General features: G+C 58.2%; 13 protein-coding genes and 7 pseudogenes. 16 read left to right on the top strand and 4 right to left on the bottom strand.

Annotation, left to right across the window (positions count from 1 at the left end):
- The first annotated feature begins 31 nt into the window (after positions 1-31).
- The 4 genes from WGT02_RS32165 (at position 32) to WGT02_RS32150 (ending at position 5,640) form a co-directional block, all read left to right on the top strand.
- Complete coding sequence (locus WGT02_RS32165) at positions 32-2,941, top strand: Tn3 family transposase (protein WP_208245955.1); 2,910 nt, start codon at positions 32-34, stop codon at positions 2,939-2,941.
- Between the two features lie 15 nt (positions 2,942-2,956).
- Entirely contained in the window at positions 2,957-4,525 is a 1,569-nt protein-coding gene (locus tag WGT02_RS32160) for a hypothetical protein (RefSeq protein ID WP_208245957.1), read from the top strand.
- A 141-nt stretch (positions 4,526-4,666) separates the two neighbouring features.
- The gene (locus tag WGT02_RS32155) at positions 4,667-5,218 is read left to right on the top strand and encodes a recombinase family protein (RefSeq protein ID WP_208245959.1); all 552 of its coding nucleotides are present in this window, start codon (positions 4,667-4,669) and stop codon (positions 5,216-5,218) included.
- The gene (locus tag WGT02_RS32150) at positions 5,215-5,640 is read left to right on the top strand and encodes a hypothetical protein (RefSeq protein ID WP_208246089.1); all 426 of its coding nucleotides are present in this window, start codon (positions 5,215-5,217) and stop codon (positions 5,638-5,640) included. Before WGT02_RS32155 ends, WGT02_RS32150 begins: the two co-directional genes overlap by 4 nt.
- Before the next feature lie 315 nt (positions 5,641-5,955).
- On the opposite strand, the pseudogene WGT02_RS32145 reads toward WGT02_RS32150, so the two are convergent.
- A pseudogene (locus tag WGT02_RS32145) lies at positions 5,956-6,462 on the bottom strand (hypothetical protein); the annotation flags it as partial.
- Between the two features lie 368 nt (positions 6,463-6,830).
- Here WGT02_RS32145 and WGT02_RS32140 point away from each other — a divergent pair.
- Positions 6,831-7,469 (top strand): annotated as a pseudogene (locus tag WGT02_RS32140) (ISNCY family transposase); the annotation flags it as partial.
- Here the strand turns inward: WGT02_RS32140 and WGT02_RS32135 are convergent.
- Together WGT02_RS32135 and WGT02_RS32130 are read right to left on the bottom strand one after the other, a co-directional pair.
- Positions 7,468-7,956 (bottom strand): annotated as a pseudogene (locus tag WGT02_RS32135) (recombinase family protein); the annotation flags it as partial. The pseudogenes WGT02_RS32140 and WGT02_RS32135 sit on opposite strands and share 2 nt — an antisense overlap.
- Positions 7,957-8,013: 57 nt before the next feature.
- A pseudogene (locus WGT02_RS32130) lies at positions 8,014-8,397 on the bottom strand (DDE-type integrase/transposase/recombinase); the annotation flags it as partial.
- A 7-nt stretch (positions 8,398-8,404) separates the two neighbouring features.
- On the opposite strand from WGT02_RS32130, the pseudogene WGT02_RS32125 reads away from it, so the two are divergent.
- From WGT02_RS32125 to WGT02_RS32100, 6 genes and pseudogenes are all read left to right on the top strand, one after another.
- Positions 8,405-9,781, top strand: a pseudogene (locus WGT02_RS32125) (type I secretion system permease/ATPase); the annotation flags it as partial.
- Positions 9,778-11,088, top strand: coding sequence for an HlyD family type I secretion periplasmic adaptor subunit (locus WGT02_RS32120; protein WP_208245905.1), 1,311 nt, complete (start codon positions 9,778-9,780; stop codon positions 11,086-11,088). The pseudogene WGT02_RS32125 and the gene WGT02_RS32120, both read left to right, overlap by 4 nt.
- A 120-nt stretch (positions 11,089-11,208) precedes the next feature.
- Positions 11,209-11,394 (top strand): annotated as a pseudogene (locus WGT02_RS32115) (integrase); the annotation flags it as partial.
- Positions 11,395-11,464: 70 nt separating this feature from the next.
- Positions 11,465-11,632: a hypothetical protein gene (locus WGT02_RS32110; protein WP_375679846.1), complete on the top strand. Its 168-nt coding sequence runs from the start codon at positions 11,465-11,467 to the stop codon at positions 11,630-11,632.
- 459 nt (positions 11,633-12,091) lie between these two features.
- Complete coding sequence (locus tag WGT02_RS32105; protein ID WP_208245966.1) at positions 12,092-12,286, top strand: hypothetical protein; 195 nt, start codon at positions 12,092-12,094, stop codon at positions 12,284-12,286.
- Positions 12,276-14,339, top strand: a complete 2,064-nt coding sequence (locus WGT02_RS32100; protein ID WP_208245965.1) for a recombinase family protein — start codon at positions 12,276-12,278, stop codon at positions 14,337-14,339. The genes WGT02_RS32105 and WGT02_RS32100 overlap by 11 nt, the downstream gene beginning before the upstream one ends.
- Before the next feature lie 23 nt (positions 14,340-14,362).
- On the opposite strand, the pseudogene WGT02_RS32095 reads toward WGT02_RS32100, so the two are convergent.
- Positions 14,363-14,479, bottom strand: a pseudogene (locus tag WGT02_RS32095) (integrase core domain-containing protein); the annotation flags it as partial.
- A gap of 228 nt (positions 14,480-14,707) precedes the next feature.
- On the opposite strand from WGT02_RS32095, the gene WGT02_RS32090 reads away from it, so the two are divergent.
- From WGT02_RS32090 to WGT02_RS32070, 5 genes are all read left to right on the top strand, one after another.
- Positions 14,708-15,022: a hypothetical protein gene (locus WGT02_RS32090; RefSeq protein WP_208246086.1), complete on the top strand. Its 315-nt coding sequence runs from the start codon at positions 14,708-14,710 to the stop codon at positions 15,020-15,022.
- Between the two features lie 61 nt (positions 15,023-15,083).
- Complete coding sequence (locus WGT02_RS32085; RefSeq protein ID WP_208246084.1) at positions 15,084-15,962, top strand: hypothetical protein; 879 nt, start codon at positions 15,084-15,086, stop codon at positions 15,960-15,962.
- Between the two features lie 2 nt (positions 15,963-15,964).
- A complete protein-coding gene (locus WGT02_RS32080) occupies positions 15,965-16,657 on the top strand; it encodes an SDR family NAD(P)-dependent oxidoreductase (RefSeq protein WP_029710552.1) in 693 nt (230 codons plus the stop codon).
- Positions 16,657-18,006 carry a class I adenylate-forming enzyme family protein gene (locus WGT02_RS32075; protein WP_208246079.1) on the top strand — a complete coding sequence of 450 codons (1,350 nt, stop codon included), beginning with the start codon at positions 16,657-16,659 and terminating at the stop codon, positions 18,004-18,006. Before WGT02_RS32080 ends, WGT02_RS32075 begins: the two co-directional genes overlap by 1 nt.
- A complete protein-coding gene (locus WGT02_RS32070; protein ID WP_208246077.1) occupies positions 18,003-18,650 on the top strand; it encodes a hypothetical protein in 648 nt (215 codons plus the stop codon). Before WGT02_RS32075 ends, WGT02_RS32070 begins: the two co-directional genes overlap by 4 nt.
- Position 18,651 lies beyond the last annotated feature (1 nt).

Here is an 18,651-nt window from a genome sequence, read left to right as displayed (position 1 = left end):
GACAGTCTGCTCCGAATTATGGAGTAGGCTGATGGGTTTGAGTATTTCGAATGAGGATTTTATCGGGCGTTGGAGCCTGAGCTTTTCCGACATGGATTTTGTGAACGGCAAGCCGGCCCCGGCGCGACTGGGATTGGCGGTTCAGCTTAAGTTCTTCGCCGCACACGGCTTTTTTGTACAGGACCCTGCCTCGATCCCGACCGACAGCGTTTGCTGGCTGGCTGAGCAGCTTGACGTCGAATGTGACGCCGTGAACCAGTATGATTTCTCCGGCCGGACTGCGCGCCGGCATTGTGCCGAGATTTTGCAGTATCTCGGCTTTCGGCGCCTGAAACGGCCCGATCGGGAAGAGCTGACATTGTGGATCGCTGGCGAACTGTGTCCGACCGGGCGATCGGTTGGCGCCATGCTCGAGCAGGTTTTTCTTTGGTGCCGGGACCGTAGTATATACGGCCCGTCGCACAAGGAACTGGAACGCCTGGTGCGTTCGCAACGGCAACACTATCTCGATGACTGGTTGACCGGGGTGAGCGCTCGCCTTTCATCAAGCACGCTCGCATTGCTGGATGCTTCTATTGCCGAGGCAGACGGCCAGACCGGCTTCAACACGATGAGGGGTGATGTTGGCCAGGCGTCGCTCGACAACATCCTCAGCATGACGGCGAAACTTGCCTTCATTCAGAAGCTTGATCTGCCACGGGATATCTTGTCGACGACCGGCAAGGCATGGGTGGAACAGATTGTCCGCCGTGTCGCCGGCGAAAAGGCCTGGGAGATGCGGCGGCACGCGCCGGCCAGACAAATCGGCCTCTATGCGATTTATCTCTTGTCGCGGGAAGCGCAACTCACGGACGCCATGGTCGACCTGCTGATCGAGACGGTCCACAAGATCGGGACGCGTTCGAAACGCAAGGTGGTCGGCGATATCGCCAAGGATATCGAGCGGGTCTATGGCAAGGAACGGTTGCTGGTCGAGATTGCCAGCGCTTCGATCGACGAGCCCGCAGGGCGCGTCTGCGATGTCATTTTCCCGATCGTCGGCAAGGACAAGCTGGAGGCGATCGTCAAGGAGAGCCAGGCAAAAGGGGCTCTCGACCGGCGCATATATAAGGTGATGCGCTCATCCTGGGCCAATCATTACCGGCGTATGCTGCCCAGCCTGCTTTCGGTTCTGGAATTCCGGTCGAACAACACCGTGTGGCGTCCGGTACTAGTGGCGCTGGATTGGATCAGGAGCAAGGTGGATGATGGCTGCCGTTTTGTGCCGATGGAGGATGTGCCGATTGACGAGGTTATTCCTGCCAGGTGGCGCAGTTCCGTCATCGATGACGATGGCCGTGTGAACCGGATCAGCTACGAGCTTTGCGTCCTCACCCAGTTGCGTGACCGCATCCGTTCCAAGGAGATCTGGGTTGTCGGCGCGGACCGCTACCGGAACCCGGATGACGATCTACCCAAAGACTTCGAAATCCGCCGTGACGCCTATTACACAGGCCTGAACCTGACCCCGGACGCGCGAGCGTTCACGGCTGGCATCCGTCAGGAGCTTGAGTATGAATTGCTACTTCTGAACGAAACGATCCCACGAAACGACAAGGTCCGGCTGCTGTGGCGCGGCGAAACACGCATATCGATCACACCGTTCAAGCCTCTACCGGAGCCGAAGGGACTTGAAGCGATCAAGGGCGAGATCGGTCAGCGCTGGCCGATGACAGGATTGCTCGACGTGTTGAAAGAAGCCGCACTCGATACCGGTCTGCTGGAGGCCTTCGAAACATCGGCGTCGAGAGTAGCCCTGTCGCGCGAGGCGCTGGATCGGCGGCTTCTGTTGTGCCTTTATGGTCTCGGCACGAATGCCGGGCTCAAGCGGGTCGCCGGCGCGACACCTGATGTCAGCTACGACGAGCTGCTGCATGTTCACCGCCGCTTCATCCATGCGCCGGCGCTGAGGGAGGCATGCGCACGGGTTGCAAACGCGACCCTGGCCATCCGCAATGCCGCCGTTTGGGGAGACGCCGGCACGGCATGCGCGTCCGATTCCACGAAGTTCGGCGCGTGGGATCGCAATCTCATGACGGAATGGCATGCCCGTTACGGCGGGCGTGGTGTCATGATCTATTGGCATGTCGAGAAACGCGCAACTTGCGTTTATTCCCAGCTCAAGCGGTGCTCTTCCTCGGAGGTCGCCTCCATGATCGAAGGTGTGCTGCGTCATTGCACCGATATGGAAATCCAGCACCAATATGTCGACAGCCACGGTCAGAGCGCGGTCGGCTTCGCGTTTTGTCGGCTGCTCGGCTTTGAGCTCGCCCCGCGCCTGAAAGCCATTGCCCGCCAGAAGCTGGCGATCCCGGAGGCGGGAATGCGCGCAAGGCTGCCGAATCTCTTGCCGATCCTTTCTGGCGCAATCAACTGGGACGAAATCGAGCAGCAATATGACGAGATGGTCAAATACACCGCCGCCATGCAGACGAGAACGGCGGACCCGGAGGCGGTCCTGCGTCGTTTCGCCCGTGCCGAAGTGATGCACCCGACCTACAAGGCGCTGAGCGAACTCGGCCGCGCGGTCAAGACGATCTTTCTATGCCGTTACCTTCGACAGGAAGCCTTCCGCCAGGAAATCCATGAAGGGCTGAATGTCGTCGAAAACTGGAACAGCGCTAATGGCTTCGTGTTTTTCGGCAAGGGCGGCGAGATCGCCACGAACCGGATCGATGAGCAGGAGATTTCCGCTCTGGCTTTGCACCTGCTGCAGGCGTCACTGGTCTATGTGAACACCCGCATGCTGCAGACCGTCCTGGTGGAGCAGAAATGGGCTGATCGGATGACGCCGGAAGACTATCGTGGTCTCACGCCGCTGATCTACAGTCACGTCAACCCTTATGGCCGTTTCGATCTCGACCTCGAACGGCGGATCGATTTCGAACGCCGGGCTGCATAATTTTTGGAGGCGCTAATGGTTAGAATTGCTGAAACATGCCTGAATGTTCTCTACCAACATGGGCTGTCGTCGGCGCAGTTCCAGTTTTGTTTCGAAAGAGCAAAGCATGATCTCCTGGCCGATGACATGGCCTGCGACGCCATCGTTGCGGAGGTTATGCAGTCCATGGAAGGTCATCCGGATTCGGCAACCTTGTTCGGATTGCTGCTGGATGAGGCCCGAATGGGCGTCGAGAATGACAGCCCATATGGAAAGGTTTTCCTGGAAAATGCGGAGAAGGCGATCAAGGCTCGCATTGCTACCGGTACTGGCGAGCCACTTCACCGTTTGAAAATTGCTGGCTTGTATCGGCGTGCCGGTCTGCCCGTGCCAGACATACTGATGCTCGACCCGGTTGGCGAAAATCCCGCCGACGAGATCCCGATGCCGGATCTTGATGGCGCGCTTGCCGCTTTAGCGGCGGACGTTGAAGCTGAAGGCGGCGGTGCGTATGAGTTCTTCAGTGGCCTGGATGAGATGTCGGCAGGAATGCCGGAGGATGCCAAGGCCGCGTTTGTCCATCATCTGTTGAGCCTCGACAATCCCTTTCTGGAGCGCTGTGCGCTCTATTGGCTGGTGTCCGGCGCATCATTGACGCGAGAGGCCGTGGCCGCCGGCCTACGAGAAAGGCTCATGCGCGGGAAGCTGGAGCCTGAAACTTTATCCTATCTGCCGATCATTCGCGGCTGGTTGCCAGCGAGCTCCGCCCGGGCAGTTATCGATGACATTGGCAAGCTGGCTCTGCGACAAGGTCTCGCCGCAGATCCCCATAACAACAGGACGGAGCCGATAGTCAGCGACATCATGGCGACCACCGCTGACGGTGTTGGGGCGCAAGGCCTAACGATTGTCGGAAGACTGCAAGCCCAGACATTTGTCGCGATGATCCTGCTAAAAACCGGGTACGGCATCAAAGATGCCTTTGTCATTCGCTGCCGCTCAAAGCGCGAAGCAACCAACATCATCTCCTATGCCCGCCAGGAAGCAAACAGCGTCCGAATAGATCGAATGACTGCCGAGCTTCTGCTGGAGGCGGCTCTGGCGGATGGGATAGAAAACGGCCATCCACCAGCGCCAGGTTTCATTGACGGCATGGAGGCTTGCAGCTTGAGCCAATTGCGGCCCCAGGAAAGGGATCTGCAGGCTTTGCTGGATCACGTCGATCCGCAAAAGGAAATCCAGAATGCGACAGCGGCACAACTGGATCGGATGCTCCGCAATGAGCCCGCACTGGATGCGCTCGTCCCGTTCACCGACAGCTGGTTTGAAGACACAGGAGAAACACGCGGCATCATCCAAGGATCTCGGTCGGTGCGGACTGTTGAAAAAAGGATCTGGGCCTTTCTCGAAGGCCGGCGAGACATCTGGGCAAGGCGATTTCTGCAAACCGCGATCATTCTCAAATCGGCTAAGAAGGAGCGGCTGTCAAAAGCACTGGCGGCCGCTGCCTTCGCGCTTATGCACAAGCATCCTCTACAGGACATCCCGCTCGTGGAAGATATCGTTGTGACCACACTGGACGCAGGTGGCGGATCTCTGTGGTGAATATTTTGAGTATACCGTCGTGAACACTATCAATGAACAGGTCGAGACCGTGGTTTCCTGTTTATTTTGGGTCCAAAGTGAGATAATGAACAAATCGACACGATGGCACACCCAAATTGAACAGTTTGCATGGTATAGGACATGGCTCGTATCGGATATGCCCGTACATCCACAACACACCAGAACCTCGCCGCGCAAATCGCGGCGCTCAGGAACGCCGGCTGCGAGGTCATCCGCGAGGAGCAGAAAAGTGGTGCCTCGCTCGAAGGCCGGCCGCAGCTGATGACCATTCTTGACTTCATCCATGCCGGCGAAACCCTTGTCATCACCCGCATCGACCGGCTGGCCAGATCGTTGCGAGATCTTCAGGTGGTAGTCGACCGCCTCAAGGCCAAGGGCGCGCATCTGGTAGCCACTGAGCAGCCCGTCGATACCTCCACAGCTGCCGGGAAGGCGTTCTTCGACATGCTCGGCGTCTTCGCGGAATTCGAAACTAACCTGCGGCGCGAGCGGCAGGTTGAGGGTATCGCCGCTGCCAGGAAACGTGGCATCTACAAAGGCCGCCCACCGAAGATTGACCGCGCAGAAATCCTGCTTCGGCTGCAACAGGGCCAGGGCCCCAGCAAGATCGCCCGCGATCTCGGCATATCGCGCGGCACGGTCTATCAGGTGCGTAAAGGTACTTCCGAATGAGCAAGGCCAACCGCATCACCCGCTTGACATCCGCCACCTGCGAGCAAATCCAGGCCCGCATGCTTGAGGCTTGCAGTAAGATCGCCGCAGATCACGGACTGGTTATCGAAAGCGCCGGGTGGCGCGGCCAGGAGCCTGGCTTTTCGTTCGAACCAGCATTCCGCATCAGTATTCCCGCCCCAGACGGCAAGCCACTCAATCTGGATAAGGAGATGTTCGCCCTGCTGGCCGAACAGTACGGTCTGGAGGCTGCTGACTTCGAACGCGAGTTTATCGCTGGTGGCGAGCGTTTCCGGATCACCGGCATTGATCCACGAAGACCTAAATATCCCATCTCCGTCGAGCGTATCCCCGATCACCGCGGCTTCAAGTTCACCGCCGACAATGTTGCCATGTTGCTCAAAGCACAGGCCAAACCCTGACGTTCATGAAACGTTCTTCAACTTGGCCAAAATCCCAGCTTCGAGCCGACAGGGCCGTATTACCGAGCGAATTCACACTGACAATATCACGAAGGGCTGGCGGCAATGTTTGATGCGATAGATTGACCGGCATGCTGCCTCGCGATTTGATAGCGCGGCGAACGCGCTCACACACAGAAGCCAGAAAGCAACAGGTCAAACCGCAGTTTGCACAGAAATCCGCAGCGGCTTAAACGGCGGTTTTAGAGCAAAAAGCAACACCTCCAAAACCGCCTGTTAGTTCCATAAGCTATCTTATGCGCCACAAAAAAATTCCAGCTTCACAACGTCCATTGGCGTGCAACCTTCTCTGGCCTTGATATTGAGAAGATTGAGCAACAGGCGCCACCAGCGTAACCGCGCTTGGACCTCCTCTTCCCGCTCGGTGGCGTGGACATACGAATAGAGATAATCCGTGGCGACCAGATCGAAGAAGGCTTGCGGGTTTCCCAAAAACTCCCGGCCGCGTCTGGTTGGCAGCAGCACATCCTTTTTCCGGCGAAGAAGCTTCAGATGACGGGCCATGTCGCGCACGACCCAAAGCGGCGGCATGTCGCTTTCATTGAGTACTTTGTTCATGCTGTAGAGGTCCTCGGCTGTGAATCCTGGCCAGAGGAAGTGCACAGCGGCCCAATGCACGAATTTGCGGTTCATGGCGCCGGTCGCCGTCAATCCTATGCCACCCTCACCGTCGGCATAGGCAACCGAAAGAAGCATGCCGCGAAGAAGTGGTGACAGCGCGGCGATGTCGACGTCACCTTGCAAGTTGATTTCCGGAAGCATCGTGCGGCTTTGATCCCCAACTGCGCCATGCAAGTGCCAGCGAGTATCGAGCGGTAAAAGAACAATTGCTAGTGAGAAAGCTAAAGCCGAAGGGGTGCGTCTCACCCGCCCCCGCTCCTCCCTCTCAACCCGGCCCAGCCGGTCGGATCGGGGGCTGATCGTCGGTGCCAGTGTCGCGTTTCTAACTCGCTGGCGACGCCGCATCTCTAATCAGCTTTGACAAAAATTGTAAGGGCTATTTAGTAATGCGACATTGGGCCAGTTAGAGATGCGACAGTCTCGCCTCTCGAGGTTCTGGTCAATGCCAACGTTGGGAGCAAGGATGACGACCTTCAGCCTGGTCGAGACCATGAGCGGTCGGAGTCGTCATGTCCTTTATGATCACCATGTCGCAGAAAGAATTGCATCGCCTCGAAGTCATCCAGAAGATCCGTGATGAACGCCTGAGCGTTGTCCAGGCTGCCGAGCAGCTCGACCTCAGTCGAAGTCAGGTCCACAGGTTGCTGCAGGCCTATGACCGGGATGGTCCAGCCGGCCTCGTTTCCAAGAAGCGATCGCAGCCGAGCAACCGGCGCCACAGCGAGGAGTTTCGCAATGCGGCGCTGGATCTGATCCGCGAGCGCTATCTGGATTTCGGTCCGACGCTGGCGCGCGAGAAGCTGATTGAACTGCATCATATTTCGGTCGCTAAGGAGACGCTGCGGCAATGGATGACCGAGGCCGGCATCTGGGTTTCGCGTCGCGAGCGCAAGAAGCGGGTTTTCCAGCCGCGCGGCCGGCGCGATTGCTTTGGTGAGCTGGTGCAGATCGATGGGTCGCATCACTGGTGGTTTGAGAATCGCGGCCGCAAATGCGCTCTGCTTGTCTATATCGATGACGCCACCGGCAAGTTGCTGCATCTGCGGTTCGCTGGGTCAGAGAACACGTTCGACTATTTGCATGCGACAAAGGCTTATCTGCAGCAATGGGGCAAGCCTCTGGCCTTCTACAGCGACAAGCACGGCGTTGGCGATCCGGATCGAGCACCACGCGCGTATCAGGCGTGTAAACGAATCCGATCGGCAACGGTAACTCGAGCTCCCCACGACGCGCCTTATTAAGAATGCCACCTTGCAGTCGAGACTTCAGGATGTGCAGTTCGGCCTCACTCATCGTGCCCTTCAATCCGAGCAACATACGATCGTTGAAGGACGCCGCGTCGTAGACGCCATCTTCATCCATGATGAGCGTGCGCGACATGGCGGCCAACTCAAGAAGGCGATGCCAGTCAGCATTGTTGCGAGCCAGGCGAGATACTTCCAGTCCCAGCACGATCCCTGCGTGGCCCATCGCGACCTCGCTCACCAAGCGCTGAAATCCGTCGCGGTCCTGCGACTGTGCACCAGAAAGGCCGAGGTCGCTGTCGATGACGTGGACGCGCTCAATCGGCCAACCCAGCGCCACCGCCCTGTCCCGCAATGCATATTGTCGCTTCGTGCTCTCGGTGTTCTCGAAGGCATCGTAAACTTAACGGCAAAGAGGCGAGACCATGACGCCGTCCTATTTTGTCGGTCATGCCCGGGCGATTTTTGCCCACAGGTTCACCGCCGCTGCGCGCAATTCGCGATGATGGCTGGAAGGGATGTCGTGGCGCGGGATGTGGAACAGGTTGGCAATCGGGTCATGGATGGAGACGAAGCGTTGTAGATGTCGCTGTGACTTGAAGCGCTTCATGATCCGCTCTCGCCGCCGGACTGGTTGGTGGGAATTCTCCGCCCGATTGTTCAGGCCTTTGTGGGAGCGATGCTCGACACCGGGCATGATCTCCCGCTTTGCGGCGTCGTAGGATCGAAGCTTATCGGTGATCATCACCCGCGGCGCGTGGCCCTACCCTCTCAGGAGCTTTCGCATCAATCGCTTTGCGGCCTTGGCAAGATGATCCCGAGACCGACGAGAGTGGGCAGACTATGGCACTGTACGAGGTTTCCTATCCGGGCCAGGCCCAGTAGCGTTGTTTGACATTCCGTGGATGCCGTTCTATCTCGGGCTCTGCTTCCTGTTTCACGTCTGGGTCGGCGTCACCGCCCTGGCGGGAGCCCTCATGCTTGTTGCGCTGACAATTATGGCTGAGCAGAAGTCGCGTCGGCCGGCAAAGGAGGCGGCCCAGCTAGCATCGGAGAGGTTCGCTCTCGCAGAGGCGACGAGGCGAAATTCCGAAGCGGTTCTGGCAATGGGCTTCGGTCATCAGCTTGGTCGGATGTGGAGCGACGTAAATTGCCGGTTCCTTGACAATCATTTGCGCTCGACTTCTTTCACCATTTCTCTGTCAACCCTATCCAAGGTATTGCGCATGATGCTCCAGTCTGCCGTGCTTGCGGTGGGCGCGACTCTAGTCATACGACAGGAAGCGACTGGGGGCGTCATGATTGCCAGCTCCATTCTGTTGAGCCGTGCCTTAGCCCCAGTCGAACTGGCTATTGGCCAGTGGAAGGGATTCGTTAGAGCCAGGGACAGTTGGTCACGCCTCGTCCAACTGTCCCAAATCATGCCGACCGGTCTACCCGAGATCATGCTTCCCCGGCCTGCTGATGTTCTCAAGGTGGAGAATTTACATCTCGCAGCTCCTGGCAGCCAAAACGCGATCGTCCGTGGCATCGCATTTGAGCTTCGTGCTGGAGAGGCACTGGGGGTAATCGGTCCAAGCGCGTCAGGCAAATCCTGTCTTGCTCGGGGACTTGTCGGGCTGTGGCAACCGATCGCGGGCGCAGTGCGCCTGGATGGTGCCGCTGTATCGCAATGGGATCCCCAGTTGCTTGGCGGGCATATCGGCTACTTGTCGCAGGATGTCTCCTTGTTCGGTGGATCAATTGCGCAGAACATCGCGCGCCTTGATCCGGATGCCTCATCCGAAAAAGTCATTGCAGCAGCGAAGGCGGCCGGCGTCTATGACATGGTCGTGCAATTTCATGACGGCTTCGACACAATAATCGGAGAGCGGGGATCAGCCTTATCAGGGGGCCAGCGACAGCGCATCGGCTTGGCTAGGGCGCTTTATGGCGATCCTTTTTTGGTCGTTCTGGATGAACCCAATTCTAATCTTGACGCGGACGGCGAGGCCGCATTGTCCCGCGCGATTCTCGGGATTCGCGCAAGAGGCGGCATCGCGGTCGTTGTCGCGCATCGCCCTAGCGCACTTGCGGCAGTCGACAAGGTACTTGTGTTGGCGAATGGTCGAGCTAAGTCATTCGGCCCGAAAGATGAGGTGCTGAGAAGGACACCGCAGTCAGAACCAGTAGCGTCTGCTCGACTGATGGTGCCAGGCGAGGAGACGGCGCAATGAGCCACGATCAAGCTCCCCTTGCCGAGGGCGCAATCGGGCGCCTCACTTTAATTGCCCTTGCGGCGATTATCCTTCTCGTCGGGGTATTAGGCGGGCTTGCAGCAACCGTTCACCTTCACGGAGCAGTTATCGCTTCGGGGGCGCTCGTCGTCGACAGCTACATCAAACCCGTCCAGCACCAAACAGGCGGTACCGTCGGCAAGGTGTTCATCAAAGATGGAGATCGCGTCCAAGCCGGCCAGATACTTATACATTTGGATGACGCCCGGACGCGTGCCAATCTAGCGATCGTCTCAAAGCGGATTAAGGAGCTTACAGCGCGAATCGCGCGACTGTCGGCCGAAAGGGATTTAAAAGAAGCCATCGAGTTTCCTGAAACGCTCGTCAGGGATCAAGCTAGCGTCGGCGTGGCCACGATCATTGATGGCGAACAGCGACTATTCAATGACCGTCGTTCATCGAAACTCGGGCGAAAGGCGCAACTGACCGAACGAGTACGCCAACTCTCGAAGCAGACACAAGGGCTCGCCGCCCAACAAGATGGAAAACGGAAGGCCGTTGCCATCATAAACGAGGAACTCGCCAATCTTCAACCGCTGCTGAATCAACGCATTATTCCAGCAACCCGCGTCTACGCTTTGCAACGAGATGCGGCCGAGCTCACTGGAGGGCTCGGCAGTTTGGTCGCATCAGCCGCTGAGATAAATGGCAAGATTGCCGAAACCGAACTTCAGATCATTCAGATTGAAGACGATCAGAGAACTGAAGTTTCGGATCAACTACGTCAGGCAGAGAACGAAATGGGCGAATATGCCGAGCGCCTAGTTGCTGCAGAAGATGAGTTAAAGCACATTGATATTCGCGCTCCGCAGAAAGGTGTGGTCCATCAGCTCGCCGTCCATGCGAGCGGCGCGGTCGTCAAGCCTGGTGAGGAGATTATGCAAATCGTTCCAAGTGACGATACTTTAACACCAGAACTCAAACTAGCGCCACAAGATATCGACCAAGTTGTCGTTGGTCAGGATGTCACCCTCCGGTTTTCGGCCTTTAGTCAACGCACAACACCGGAGCTGAATGGGCGAGTGACGAAGATAGCAGCCGACCTAACTACAGACGAAAGAACCGGCCAGAGTTATTACACCCTGCGTATTCTTCTGCCGGAACAAGAGTGGGCGCGTCTCGGACACCTCGTGCCTGTGGCGGGAATGCCCGTAGAAGCCTTCATTCAGACGGGCGAGCGGACAGCGCTTGCGTACCTCATTAAGCCGATAACTGACCAAGTCGCTCGCGCTTTTAAAGAACAGTAGCGTTTCTTCGCATCCGCTGCGAACCGAGGTGCTCCCCGATTTTGGGCCAGCGGGCGCTGGTTTTCCGGGGCTATGTCATGCTGAGCCAGGATCTCTCGCGATATGTGGAACGCCAGCGACGCCGTGCGCTCCCTCGAGCAATGCCAGCCCGATCATCATGCCGTTGGCCGCCACATCGTCGCGCTCAGCACCTACCTCGGCCATGCCCACGTCAGTGACACCGACTGGTATCTGCAGGCAACGCCGATCCTGTTGAGGCAGATCGCAGCGGCGGGCGAGGCCTTGCATCAAGGAGCCGTCACATGACCGCGCTGGCTCCGCATCTCACCACCTTTCTACGAGAACACCTGCCGCAAAGGTAAATTTCTTGCGGCCGGTGTCGGTCAGCGGAGGGACAGTCGTCGCAACCGCTCGCGTAATTCATGCAGGTAATCGCATATTGGTAGCCACGGCAGACCTGAGACAAATGGACATAGATGGTGCTCAAGCTCGCAATTGCGCTGTAGCGACGGCCACGTGTATGATCATACCTGCTACGGGATAGGAAGGCACGGAGCATACGTGGATGATGGATAATCAGCCACGTCGTTCGTGCGCAGCCGTTCATCAGCGAAATCGGCACCTTGTTGCCGATCGCGCTGTGTGGCCGGAACTCGTTATACAACACGACGACAGAACACCCACGGGACCGAGGTTCGCGAGCTTTTGTATCCGTGGCATCCCTGGTCCGGGCGGCTCGTTCACGTCCATGAGGCGCTGTCCAAAGGGACGCATATTTTCCGCTGCAGCCTTTCTGGTTCTTCTTCTGATCGACTTCTTGAAGTCCCAGCATGGATGTTCGACCGCTCCGTGAGTGGTTTTTGGCGCAGCCTGCCGGTTCCGCACGTCGATCTCGCGACCCTGCATACTTTGGCGAAGTTACTGGAAGCCGCCGATGCCTCATCGCAATCTGCGATAATGGGCGCAGCATTGGTCTCTCACGAAACGAGTCGGAGAGATGTCCATGCCTCGCCAGTCCATGACATCCCAGTTCGATCTGTTTTCGGCCCCGCAGGGGATGACGGCAGGGATGCCGCGATGGCCGGAGTTGCCGGAGGAGACCCGCCAGGCGTTGACGGTTCTCATCGTGCGACTGTTTGTAGATCACGCAAATTGCGAGCGCGCCTCTCAGCAGAAGGAGGCCGGTCATGAAGCATGAGAAGATCGGGCCGCACCATCTGGAGCGGAAGGCTATTCTCTATGTTCGGCAGTCCTCGGCTCACCAGGTTCTGCACAATCGCGAAAGCAGCGCCCTCCAGTACGCCATGCGCGACCGGCTGGCAGCGCTTGGATGGTCACATATAGAGACGGTGGATGACGACCTTGGTCGCTCGGCCGCCGGCGGCGTGACCCGTGCTGGATTTGACCGAATGGTGGCGGATGTCTGCCTTGGAAAGGTCGGCGCCGTAGCCGCACGTGAGGTGTCGCGCTTCGCCAGGAACAGTCGGGACTGGCAACAACTCATCGAGATGTGCCGTGTTGTCGATACCGTCCTGGTCGACCAGGAAGCGGTTTATGCGCCCCGCCAGGGCAACGACCGCCTGCTCTTGGGTTTGAAGGGCAGCCTCAACGAGTATGAACTCGATCTCTTGCGTCAGCGTTCCCTTTCCGCCCGCTATGAGAAGGCTCGCCGCGGTGAACTCGTCGTCACTGTTCCGGTCGGCTTCGTAAAGGCCGGTGACAGGATCGAGAAGGATCCCGACCGACGCATCCAGGAAGCCATTGCACTCGTCTTCGACAAGGTTGCCGAACTCGGCAGTGCGCGGCAGGCTCTGCTATGGTTCCTCGAGCAGGGGCTGGACCTGCCAGTCAGGTACACCAATGGTGCCGTCATCTGGCGCAGGCCAAATTATGCCACCATCCACCGGATGATTGCGAACCCGATCTACGGCGGAGCGTACGCTTATGGTAAGAGTCGCTCCGTGCCCCGATACGATGGCCGATCTGGAATTCGTCGCAAGACGCGTGATGAATGGTTGGCGCTGATCCCGGATGCACACGAAGGTTACGTCAGTTGGGAACGGGCGGAGGAGATCCGCAAGATGGTCAGCGACAACATGCCGGCCAGCCGCCATCACGGAGCGCCAAAACATGGTGACGCTCTGCTTGCCGGCCTTTTCCGTTGCAAGAGGTGCGGTCGGAAGCTGACGGTCCGGTACACCGGAAGCAAGCATAACATTCCGCGCTATTCCTGCTGGCGTGGTCTACTCGATAATGGCGAGCCCCGCTGCATTGCTTTCGGCGGTCTGCGGGTCGATGACGCGATCGAAGAGGCACTGCTCGGCGTGGTCGAACCAGGAGCCATTGCCGCCGCCATCGAGGCGGAACGCAATATGGCCAGCCAACGCGACCAGGTTCAGGATGCCCTGCTGCGCGACCTCGAGGCAGCGCGCTATGGAGCCGACCGGGCATTCCGGCAATATGACGCGGCCGATCCGGAGAATAGGCTGGTGACGTCGGAGCTCGAAGCACGCTGGAACAAGGCGCTCGCTCGCGTCGGCGAGATCGAGGCCAAGATTGCCAAACATCGGACAATTACGCCGCAACCGCTCCCCATGTCCGCATCCCAGGTAGCCGCACTTGCGGGGAACCTCCGCGCCGTCTGGACGGCGCCGACAACCGATGCAAGGCTGAAGAAGCGCATCGTGCGCACGCTCATCAATGAAGTGGTCGCCGATCTCGATGATGGAACCTCTGAGATCGTCCTCGTCATTCACTGGGTGGGTGGCGTCCACACCGAGCTGCGTCTGCCGAAGCGGCGCCGAGGGCAAAGAAACGCGACGCCTGACGACATTGTCGACGCTGTGCGACAGCTCGTCCTTATTGCCAATGACGACGTGATTGCCGGTATCCTCAATCGCAATGGACTGACGACCGGCAATGGCAATCGCTGGACACGGGAGCGGGTCACTGCGCTGAGGTCATATCGCAAGATCCCGGTCTTCCGTCCCCAGATCGACGGGGTCGAGCCGTGGCTCAATCTGGGCGGTGCGGCGAAGTTGCTCGGGATAACGCCAAAGACGCTGCGTCTGGCGGCCGAGGCCGGCGAGATCAAGGGGGTTCATCCGCTGCCCGATGGCCCATGGATCTTCAGCCGTTCAAAACTCGCAACACCGGAAGCACGTCAGATCCTCGATCGCGCCCGGCAGAACCCTCGACACCCCACAGGATCGCCGCCAAATCAGGAAAACTTATTCCCTTCAATAACATAGAAAGATGGGCGTTATGAAACAGGATTGTAGTCTCTACGCCAATCCTCCATCTTCGCCCGCGGGTCGTCAAGGCTCATGAACCAATGAGCGTTCAGGCACTCGGCGCGGAACTTGCCGTTGAAGCTTTCGATGTAGCTGTCACATCAGATCATCATGAGGGCCTTCAGGCGAGCCCTTTCCCCAAAGGACCGGCAATGCGCGTCAGAGGAGGGCCGAAGCGTTGCGCAAGAGCTTGCCGCCGCAGTTCAGCCCCGCGGCGGACAGATAATATATTTTGCCATATACAATTAAATATATCTTTAAACTGTATTGCAACAAAAAATGCCATGCATTAACTGTGTTTTTGAAACCAAAATAGAGATAATACAATGCCTATCATTGCTAGAAATCTAATCTATAATATTATTTCCGACGCAATTTCAGAGATAAACGATACGCGGCATGAGAACATTTCTGTAAATGAGCTTGATAACATCTCATTATACGGAGACAGCGGCGTTTTTGACTCTATGGGCCTGGTGAATTTTCTGGTCCTTGTCGAAGAAAAGCTCGACGACAAATTCAACCTCGTATTGTCCCTTACATCGGAGAGGGCTGTTTCCCGGCGCATCAGCCCGTTTCGCAACATTGTATCCCTGGTCGACTTCATCTTAGAGGAAATCGAACCGGTCGCCGCGTCCTGACTTCCGGCGCAAGGGCAAAAGCGCAGTGGTCTGACAGCAAATTTCCGCTTGGAGGTGTCGCTTGGACGTAATGATTAGACTTGCCAAGAAGATCGACACCTTCGCGGTCCATCGTCTCCTATCCAAGTCCTCTTTGAATTCGCGCAGTCTTTCACTCGATGCCCGTCGGCGGATGTTTGAGGGCGTTTGGGGCGGCGAGGACACCAGTCCGGGCTACGTGATGGAAGCCGAGGGCCGTGTGGTCGGCTTCATGGGAACGCTTTTCACCAATCGACGCATCAAGGGAAAGGTGCACAAGTTCTGCGAGATCCACAGCTGGTATGTCGAGGCTCCCTACCGGAACCAGAGCCTGCTTCTCCTAATGCCAGCCCTTTCCAATCGCAACGTCACTCTGCTCAACTACACTCCGACACCCGCGGTCCACGAAATCGGTAAGAAGTTCGGGTTTCAGGACCTCGAGAAAAATTTGGTCCTGCTTTATCCGGCGCCGACCGGTTTTGCACGCCTTACGATCATTCGCGACAAGGCACGTATTCCGGACTATCTGTCCAAGGAAGACGCGCGCATCTTCTACGACCATCGCGACGTCGAATGCCATCATATGATCGTCCTCGTATCCGGGCGACCATCTTCGCCCCTTTATCTGATCATTAAATCGATGCGTCGACGTTGGTTCGAGCCTTTCGGGCGCGTCCTTTATGCAAGCGACAAGCAGGCTTTCACGCAACTTGCCAGCGCTTTGCGCTGGCGCCTGTGCCTACGCCACCGCTGGCAATGCCTCGTCGCCGACGAGCGCGACATGGACATTCCCAATCTGCCGCGTTTCAGCCGTCTGTTAAAGCGAGAAGTGCCTTCCCAATTCAAGTCCAAGACATTGCAAGCGGAGGAAATCGCTCCCCTCTATACCCTGCCCCTGCTCATCGGCTATCGGCTGCATTGACGATGATCGTTCTCGTAACCGGCGCCAGGACAGGGATAGGACGCGGGATATCCGAGCATTTGGCGCGGGCCGGCCATACCGTGCTGGGCTGTAGCCGGCGCGTGCCTGCTTCACTGCCAGAGGGTTATCGCCATTACCAAGCGGATGTGACCGATAACTCTTCCTTGAAAGCGATGTTTCAGACCATCCGCAAGGACTACGGGCATATCGACGCCTTGGTCAACAATGCGGGCACGGCCGCCATGGTTCCGTTCATGCTGACAAGCGATAGCGTCGCACGCGGCATCTTCGATCTTAATGTATTCGCAACTATGGCATGCTGCCGCGGGGCCATCAAGCTGATGCGCCGCAGTGCGGCGCCCTCGATTGTCAACATTTCATCGGTGGCGGTTCGCTATTCGCTGGAAGGTCAGCTTGCCTATGCCGCCAGCAAGGCGGCGATCGAACAGATGACGCGCACGCTCAGCCGCGAGGTTGCGGCCATGCGAATTCGCGTCAACACGCTGGGCCTGCCGCCCGTGCGAACCGCCCTCACCCGTTCGGTCCATAGGGCCAAGATCGAAGCCCTGATCGAACGCCAGGCGATCAAACGCGAGTGCGCGATGGATGATATCGTGGGCCCTGTCGACTTCCTGCTTTCCGACTCCGCCCGCTTCGTTACGGGCGAGACCCTCTACCTTGGCGGGGTGCACTGATGAACGCGCAGTGGCTGAACCAACTGGCGCAACGCGGCGACGCGCCGGCTATCATTGAGAACGAGCTTGAGATTAGCTACCGCGAACTTGCCAGGCGAATCGTGCAAATGGTAGCGGAACTCAGCGAAGCCGGGGTGAAGCCGGGCGACACGGTCGTTCTCAACGGCGACCATTCGCTGCCAACTATTGCCGCGCTCTTCGCCCTGGCTTCCCTTCGCGCGGTGGCAGCGCCCATTACCACCTTGACACCAGTGGCCCTCGAGACGATGCGGCAAGATTGCGGCGCGCGCTATCTCTACCGCTCCGGCGGTGATCCGGAGTTGGAAGCCCTTGAGGGCGGCCCCTCCCATCCCCTTCAGGCGCGCCTGCGGGCCGCCGACGCCGCCGGCCTAGTTCTCGTGTCGAGCGGCAGCACGGGCAAACCCAAGGCAATCCTGCATAACCTGGACAGCCTACTCATCAGGCGCAAGGCGGCGCGGCCGGGGCGGGGCCTGCGCATCTTGCTTCTTCTGATGTTCGACCATATCGGCGGCATCAACACGCTGATCAACACGCTGTTTTCCGGCGGCACGGCCGTTGTCGTCGCCAAACGCACGCCTGCTACGGTATGTCAGCTCATCAGTGATCATCAGGTTCAGATCCTGCCCGGTAATCCCACCTTCCTCAATCTTATCCTGATGGGGCGGTTTCACGAGCGTTTCGACTTGTCGAGCCTGCGCCTGATTACTTACGGCACCGAGCCGATGCCGGCCCAGCTTCTGCTGCGCATCCGGGCCGCCTTCCCCAAGACCCGACTGCTGCAGACTTTCGGAACCTCGGAGACGGGCATTGCCCGCACGCAGAGCGCCTCGTCCGAGAGCACGCGCTTTCGCATCGCCGATAGCGACTATAAGCATCGCATCGTCGACGGCGAGTTGTGGTTGCGCTCCAAGACTCAATTCCTCGGCTATTTGAACAACAGTACCGAAGCTGTCACGGACGATGGCTGGTTCCGCACCGGCGATCTCGTTGAGGCCGGCGAAGACGGCTATCTCACTATTCTCGGGCGGGCCAAGGAGGTCATCAATGTTGGTGGCGAAAAAGTGCTGCCGCTGGATCTGGAATCCTTGCTTCTCGAACATCCTCTGGTAGCCGATTGCGTCGTCTACGGTGCAGCTAATGCCATTACTGGGCAGATGGTCTGTGCCGACATCCAGCCTACCCGGAGCATCGACAAGGCGGAACTGCGCCGCGAGATTCACGGCTTTTTGAAGGACCGTGTGGAGCGCTTCAAGCTGCCTGGCCGTATCCGTTTGGTCGAAGCCGTCGAAGCTTCGGAGCGTTTCAAGAAGCTGAGGACCCGCGCATGAAGCCGGTTTTGCTGATCGGGGCGGGCAAATTCGCGCTCGAGATTGCCCATTACCTCGAGGATTGCGTCAGGGCCAGCGCGTTCAAGCTTGAGCTTGCCGGGTATGTCCCGCTTGCCGGCGACGCCATTGCCGCACCGCAAGCATCGATCCGGGAAGGACCCTGGGAAAGCCTGTGGAACGGGGAGGCCGCATTGGTGCTCGCCAGCTCTGACCCCGACCAGCGGGCCGGTTTTTTCGATGATCTCGACCCGATCCAGCGCGACAGGTTCATCACTTTCGTGCATCCCAGCGCCACGGGTGATGGCATTCCCCAGCACGCGCGGGGGACGATCATCGGGCCGCACTGCCATGTCGGCGTAAACACGCGGATCGGCGATTTCTGCGTGCTCAACTATCTCCTGTCTATCGGACACCATTCAGAGATCGGGGAAGGCAACTTCTTCTCGCCCGGCTTTCATTGCGGCAACAGCGTCAGCATCGGCCGGCGCAATTTCTTCGGCTTGGGCTGCGTCGTAGGCCCGGGCGTTCAAGTCGGCCACGCCAACCGCATCCAGGCCGGCTCGCTTATTCTTGAGACCATCGGCAATGCGATGGTGTGCGTCCCAACCCAACGAACCAAATTCATACCGAGCGAAGGAGCCTGAC

This window comes from Rhizobium sp. T1470 (assembly GCF_042140505.1).
Lineage (GTDB): Bacteria > Pseudomonadota > Alphaproteobacteria > Rhizobiales > Rhizobiaceae > Rhizobium > Rhizobium favelukesii.
The sequence above is the reverse complement of the archived record's forward strand: the minus strand, read 5'-3'. Positions and strand labels throughout refer to the sequence as shown.

Coding starts and splice junctions, on each gene's coding strand:
- WGT02_RS32100 (WP_208245965.1), top strand. CDS start 12,276: ATGAAGCATGAGAAGATCGGGCCGCACCATCTGGAGCGGAAGGCTATT.
- WGT02_RS32070 (WP_208246077.1), top strand. CDS start 18,003: ATGAAGCCGGTTTTGCTGATCGGGGCGGGCAAATTCGCGCTCGAGATT.
- WGT02_RS32160 (WP_208245957.1), top strand. CDS start 2,957: ATGGTTAGAATTGCTGAAACATGCCTGAATGTTCTCTACCAACATGGG.
- WGT02_RS32105 (WP_208245966.1), top strand. CDS start 12,092: ATGCCTCGCCAGTCCATGACATCCCAGTTCGATCTGTTTTCGGCCCCG.
- WGT02_RS32155 (WP_208245959.1), top strand. CDS start 4,667: ATGGCTCGTATCGGATATGCCCGTACATCCACAACACACCAGAACCTC.
- WGT02_RS32120 (WP_208245905.1), top strand. CDS start 9,778: ATGAGCCACGATCAAGCTCCCCTTGCCGAGGGCGCAATCGGGCGCCTC.
- WGT02_RS32150 (WP_208246089.1), top strand. CDS start 5,215: ATGAGCAAGGCCAACCGCATCACCCGCTTGACATCCGCCACCTGCGAG.
- WGT02_RS32080 (WP_029710552.1), top strand. CDS start 15,965: ATGATCGTTCTCGTAACCGGCGCCAGGACAGGGATAGGACGCGGGATA.
- WGT02_RS32090 (WP_208246086.1), top strand. CDS start 14,708: ATGCCTATCATTGCTAGAAATCTAATCTATAATATTATTTCCGACGCA.
- WGT02_RS32075 (WP_208246079.1), top strand. CDS start 16,657: ATGAACGCGCAGTGGCTGAACCAACTGGCGCAACGCGGCGACGCGCCG.
- WGT02_RS32165 (WP_208245955.1), top strand. CDS start 32: ATGGGTTTGAGTATTTCGAATGAGGATTTTATCGGGCGTTGGAGCCTG.